A 6,685-nucleotide genomic window follows, 5' to 3' on the forward strand; every position below is an offset into this window, starting at 1 on the left:
GGCGTACTTAATGCGCCAAAGGCAATATCATTTGCGCTGTATTTTCCGTCGTTATCGGCATCGATCACCACATAACCCTTGATAACCGCACTGCCGTGATAACCTATTTCTATTCCGTTAACTAATGACTTATTATCAGCAACATGCACTTTTAGCGATAAGTTAGGTGACCCGGCTTTAACTGCACCTTGACCTATATCCGTATAGCTCAATTGATAACCATCCCAGTCAGCCACACTTTGCGAACTGTCTGCCGTGATAATCCAATCGCCTTCCGATACGTTGCCCGCCTCAAAGTTACCTTTACTGTCAGTGGTCACTTGTTTCGTAATTGTGCTACCCGTTTTAGTCAGAGTTAATGCTAAACCGGATAAATCCGCATCAATCGCTGAGTGGGTTCGGCTGTTGTCTATATCAATGCTGACATGACCTTTAATCATGGCAATATATTTATACGCTGAATTTTTGTCTAACTCATTTTGTGTTAACGGGTTAAACTCAAAGCTATCGCTATTTCCGGCTATGACACTGTCCGCAATTAATTCCGTTCCTTCCGGTGTGCTAACCTTAATTTGGTAGTTACCGCCTTTCGGTAATTTTTCAAACTGATAGTAACCTTGTTTGCCATTCACCGTTTTGGTGTCAACTTTTTTAAGTTCAACATAATCCGTTGCACCCGGTGCCTGATAATTAAGGGTCACATTGATGCCATTACGCCCTTCGTTATCCTGTCTGTCTTTGCTGTCATTTTCATCAATCCAGACGACACCATCGATTTTTTGTTTTCCTACCAACAGATAATTATTATCCAGTGAGCCTTGTTTTGGTAAACTCGCAACCGGAATAACAATATGTTTCGGATCTTTACCTGCTGAGCTTTGTTTAAACTCATGGTCGGCATTAGCGTCTAATTTCAGTACCACAGAATAGTTAGCACTATTACCAAACATCAAATTAGGGAATTGATACTCACCATCCACGGTTTGTTGGGTCATTAATAACTTACCAGTACCATCTAAACCGTCATGCAATTCAACGGTATACGAGATCGCACTATCAAGTAAATAGGTAAACGCCTTTGTAGGATCTAAATCGTTATTATTATCGGCATAATCGACGAAGATTTTCCCTTGAATACCGTTAGCACTTGCTTCTTTATAATAGAAACTATTACCAAAGACACCAGTATTGGTTATTTGAATATTGGATAAAGTACTGATTGGTTGAGTTGAACCTTCACTATTTTTAACTAATGAATAACCATCCGGCGAGGTTACAACATTAATACTGTACTTACCGGAAGGTAAGTTATAGAAATGATATTCACCTTTATCATTGGTATATTGACGAGCGATCTCAGTTCCGTTTGAATCAACTAGACCAATCAATACATGATCAATTGGTAATTCAGGTGATGTACCGTCAATAATAGTTTTACCCGCAATACCACTATTGATTGCTTGATTACTGCTTATACCTGCCGCCGGTGAACTGTTTGAACTACCTGCTAATAGGAAGGATTGGTTTTGTACAGTTCGTCCAATATCTTTAAAGGTTATTGTGTCTAAAGTTGCACTAGCTTTTTGATTAGCATTTGAAATAACGCCATAATTGCTTGTAGGAACAACTTGAACTACGTAGTCCGTATTAAGATCAATTCCAGTGAAACTATAATAGCCTTTCTCATTAGTAGTACTTTCAAGATAGTTAATAAGAGAATTATTTAATTTTTTAAATAATTTAACCTTAACATTCGATACAGGAAGATCACCTGTTTTATCAAAACTAATATCCGTTCTACCATTGTTGTTAATATCAACCATTACATAACCTGCAATAGCTGCATCACCATTTTTCTTATAGATGAAATCTAAATTACCACCTGATACTTTTGGTGTTTGTGATGTAATTTTAATATTTGGTACAGTATCAAACTCTGATTTTAGTTCATAAACGCTTACATCCAAGCCTTCTTCTGTAACTTTAATGGTATAAGTATCATTAAATAAATTTTGGAAAGTGTATATACCAGATTTATCGGTTTTAGTTTTAACATAGAATTTTCCATCACGATATAATTCAACCGTTACTCCGGCAAGTGGCACATCACTTTTACTAGCATTGAAGTTACCATCCTCATCATAGTCAAAATAAAGTCGACCACTGATTTCGGTAGGTTGTTTCAGTTTTACTATCCAATACTGATCAGTTGCACCAGCAGATGGAATAGGGGCAACTTGTAAAAACTCTGGTTTTTTCAGTTCACTAGGAATAAGCTTGCCTTGAGGTTCATTACCACTAGCAACTAATTCAAATTGTTGTGAATCTAGTCCACGTAATCTAAGAATTATATTAGTTAAATACAAATTACCACGAGGTGAATTAGTGTCATTATAAACAAATTCGCCCGTATATTTTACATTGTTATCGATAAAGTCATATTGATTTAAAATAGCGCTAACATTTCCATTATTGTATCCATTATAGAAACGAGGCGTAAAAAAGCCTTCTACTCTAAGCGCATCTTTATTATATCTCATTAACTCTTGACTTGTTAATAAAACTGCATCTTCTATTTTTTTGGAACCTGTAATATCTAGGTAAAGATTTCCTGATATTCCTTTAGATGCTTTTGATGCTTGCATAATATATTGACTAGATTCAACATTATTAGCTAAAGTACCATCGGCCAAGACTTCTATGTCAAAAATACCTACAGCTGTAGCAGGATCTTTGTCGGCAATATCAATATAACTATAATTAGTATTATCTGGATCATGTATAATGCGATATTTACCTTTTGGTAAACGGTTAAGAATTAAATTCTGATAAAAATCTCCGCCAGTCATCCATTCTTGGTAAGTACTTCCATCCCAATAAAGAACTTTAAATCTACCATAACCTTGTTCTTTGGAACCATTACCTTCATACTCACCATTTCCATCTAAATCATTGATAGGAATAAAGGTAATTGCATTACTTTTACCTTGCATTAAAAAGTTATGGATAATAGGTAAATCTATTTTATCAAAACGAATCGTTTGCAACTGAGCAAGACCTTGTTTTGGATCTGTTACTGCCTCAGTATCTGAGCGAACAACTTTAATGATAAAATCTTTCCCACTCGTCAGTCCATCATTTCCAGTGAACTCATAACGCCCTGTTTTATCGGTTTTTTGTGAAGCTAATACACTCTTACCTGAGCGTGAAGTACAATCATTATTATCTTTACATAATAAAACTGTCGCATCAAACAATGGTCTATCAAAGGCATCAGCCGTCCCACCTACAGTAAGTATACCGTCTCCTCTGTAAGTATCTAAATAAACTGTACCTTTAGCAATATAATCTCGTTGTTTTAATTTAAACCAGAAATTAGTATCTTTAGTATAGTTTTGACCACCTTTTACTTTTACAATAATGCTAGAAGTTTCATTAACAATAGTATCGTTTTGATCATTACGTTCTAATTCAATAGCATTTTTATCCGCATTACTGCCAGCGCCGAAAGCAGATTGAACAACTACTCGATATTCACCATCAGGTAACTTGGTAAAGTTATACCAACCATCATTGTTTGTTCCCATAACAGCAATATCATCACGTTCCCAATTGCCAGTAGATACTTGTTTATGCTGTAAAACGACACGAGTGTATCTAATAGGCGTATCTAACTTAGGATCATAATTACCGGTGGTACCAACATGGCTATTATTTAAGTAAACATAGCCCGAAATACTGTTAGGCGTTTTACCTCTAAAATATACAATAGAAAAACCACCCAATCTTTCGGTAGCGCTTGCATTATTTGCAACCGATCTTACTCGATATTCTTGTGTAACACTTTGGATATCTAAATAATTTGAATCATATCCAATAATTTTGTAAGTATAAATTCCACCATGATCAGAATTAATCCTAGCTCGTTGAGCACGCGAGTAATCATCTGGACCTTTTAGATATTTAGCATATAAACGTGTCCCATCTAATTTGGTCGCAGGCGTGACACCATCTTCTTCAAAAAAAGCAACCTCTAGATAAGGTCCGGTACTTAATTCACTAATACCATTTTGTATACCACCCCAGTTTCCGTGGTTATTTGTAGACTGTAAGCTACTTTCTACAGCTAATAGACTTGGTGCAATGATTGAATACCAAAAGTTTTGATTTGACTTAGTACCACCACTTAAATTGGGAATAATAATCTCTTTCGGAGCAATTTTGTCTTGCTTACCATTGCTGAGTTTTACTTTACCTTTATGAGTACTTTTTGATTCAGATGAGGTACTGGTTGATTTACCATCTGTATCGCCAATAAAGAAATATTTGGTCGTATCAATACCAGATTCATCTAAAACGACTTTATAATCTTTATTTGCTCTTAGTCCTCCAAATTTATAAGCCCCCGCTTTATTAGTGGTCTGTTTAGCAATTAATATCCAACTATTACCATCATGCTGATAAAGATTGACTGGCGTGTTAAGAAAGATACTACCATCCTTAGGTAAAGTATTTCCTGTTTTACCCCCATCTGGGCCGTCTTCAGGGAATTGTTCTGAACCTAATGCAAATACCGAACCTGATATACCTGCTAAAGTTGTATCGTTCGGATCAATATTTAACAAAAATGTCGGGCCACTTGTTTGACCGATTGCATCAGTTATTTTAACAGTTTGTTCGGTTTTATTCTGTGGAATATAAGGTGCTTTTACATTGGTTACTTTTATGTCATAACTTGCAACAGCTAGATCTCTAAAACGATAACGGCCATTATCAGTTGTAGTTATTGTTCCTGTACCTAGTACTTTGGTTGTCGTGCCGGGATAGTAAAGCTCGACATTCATATCAATCGCACCGGTATCAGAGCCTACTGTATAGATCCCATCACCATTTTGATCAATAGCGACAACTCCGTCAATACCCCATTCATTACGTGGTTTAACATTAAATTGCCCTTTTTGATTTTTACCCGCCATATTAAAGCTAATTTTATTAACGTAGGCGTTTTTACTGTCTGGTAATGTTGCATCCCATAAAGCATATTTGATTTTATTACTTGAGTCAGCAACAAAATCTGCTGTATCAACCGTCATGTCATACAGATGCCCTTTTAAGGTATTTTTAAGTTCAACTACACCATCATTATTGGTTGCAAAAACAATTTGCCTTGAAGAAGAGGTATGAATCAACCTAACAGGAATATTCTTTGCACCATTTCCTTTGTCGTCTTTTATCGCTAAGTTGATATCACCGCCTTGCCCTTTGATAAATAAGTTCTGAGCAGACGCACCGGTATCAACGATAAGTTGCACTGAACGATCAATGGTTTCACCTTCCGTCGTCTTTGCTACAACCTTATATGTCCCCAGTAACGGCGCATCTAATTTATAGCTACCGTCCTGATTTGTGGTCGTGTCCGATAGTAACTTTTGATTACTGTCATATAATTCAACTTTTAAACCCGTTAACGGCATTTCTGTTTTACTGGCCGTATTGTCATAATCTAAATAGACTTTTCCACCTATATCAAAGGCATATGCTGTTGATATCGTCGTCATCGATATCAACGCAGAAGCTAATAAGCGCTTTATGCTTCTTAGCATCGTCTTTTGCACTGTTGCATTATGCTCAGTTCGCATTATCTTCTCTCCTGATATGCGTAAATTCTTCTCTTCTTTACGTTTTTCAACCCTTGGGGCATTGAACTGCATCTTCGGTAAGTGCTTTTCTACACCGGTAACTTTTTGCCAACTGTTCATTAGAAACTCCCCACTACATTGACAAACCAACCTCGTGAACGGTAGTTCAGGTGTGTTAAGTTGTCGTTATAATCCGTGAAGTTGTAACCCACGCCCATCTTGATGTTGTCACCAATATAACGATAAACACTGGTCACCAATCCGTCTTTGTGGTCATCTGCCAGACTTGTTCGTAGCGTTCGACCTTCAACCTGATATTCCCAGTCGCCTGTCTTGTAATTAACACGCACCGCATACAAACTTGCACCCGATGAGTACCAGTCACTTTCACCTTTATAACGTAAATGACCCTGTCTGTGCGCCGCCTTAAACGCCGTTTCCCAGTTCGCATTCCATTCGTAAACACCTTCTAATGACCATACCCAGCTCTTTTGGTCATACAAGCTCGACGTATAACGTTTACCGCTTGATGACGTTGAGTTCACTATCAACTGGTCATCCGGGTCTAATCCATACACATACGTCAATTTACCAAATAAGTTCAGGTTATTTATCGCTCTTGGTCGGTAAGCAAAACCAACCATCGATTCCGTGTAGTTACTCACCACTTCACTGTTGTTTCTGTGCTCCCCTAACGTCTTGGCAAAGTCAAACTGTACCAGCCAGCTTAAGTCTTCATTGACCACCGTCTTCGCCCGGTTAGTAGTCACCCATTGTCTTATGCGTTCATTGCCGTTATCGATTCGGTATTCCACACGATTACGGATTTGGAAAACATCATTTTTATAACCGTATCCCACCGCCCAAACATCACGACGAGTTTCATCATTTCCGGTTAAACTGGTGTGATTGCGGTGACGGTTGCTCACACGACCTATCGAGTAAGACCCCTCTATAAATTGGGCTTCCGTCGGTTTATAACTTACCCCATAAACATCCGATGTCGTGTGGTCTATGCGGTTGGTTTTAAATTGTCGCTCGGAATA

At 37.5% G+C, this 6,685-nt stretch carries 2 protein-coding genes; both read right to left on the minus strand.

Going from position 1 to position 6,685, the window contains the following annotated elements; translation table 11 throughout:
- A partial coding sequence (locus ACGH4F_RS09415) for an SdrD B-like domain-containing protein (RefSeq protein ID WP_411590994.1) occupies positions 1-5,759 on the minus strand: 5,759 nt, incomplete at its 3' end.
- On the minus strand, positions 5,759-6,304 hold the full coding sequence (locus ACGH4F_RS09420; RefSeq protein WP_411590995.1) for a hypothetical protein: 546 nt from the start codon (positions 6,302-6,304) through the stop codon (positions 5,759-5,761). The genes ACGH4F_RS09415 and ACGH4F_RS09420, both read right to left, overlap by 1 nt.
- Positions 6,305-6,685: the final 381 nt, after the last annotated feature.

The sequence above is a fragment of the Gilliamella sp. CG35 genome (assembly GCF_046635745.1).
GTDB classification, from domain to species: Bacteria; Pseudomonadota; Gammaproteobacteria; order Enterobacterales; family Orbaceae; genus Gilliamella; species Gilliamella apicola_I.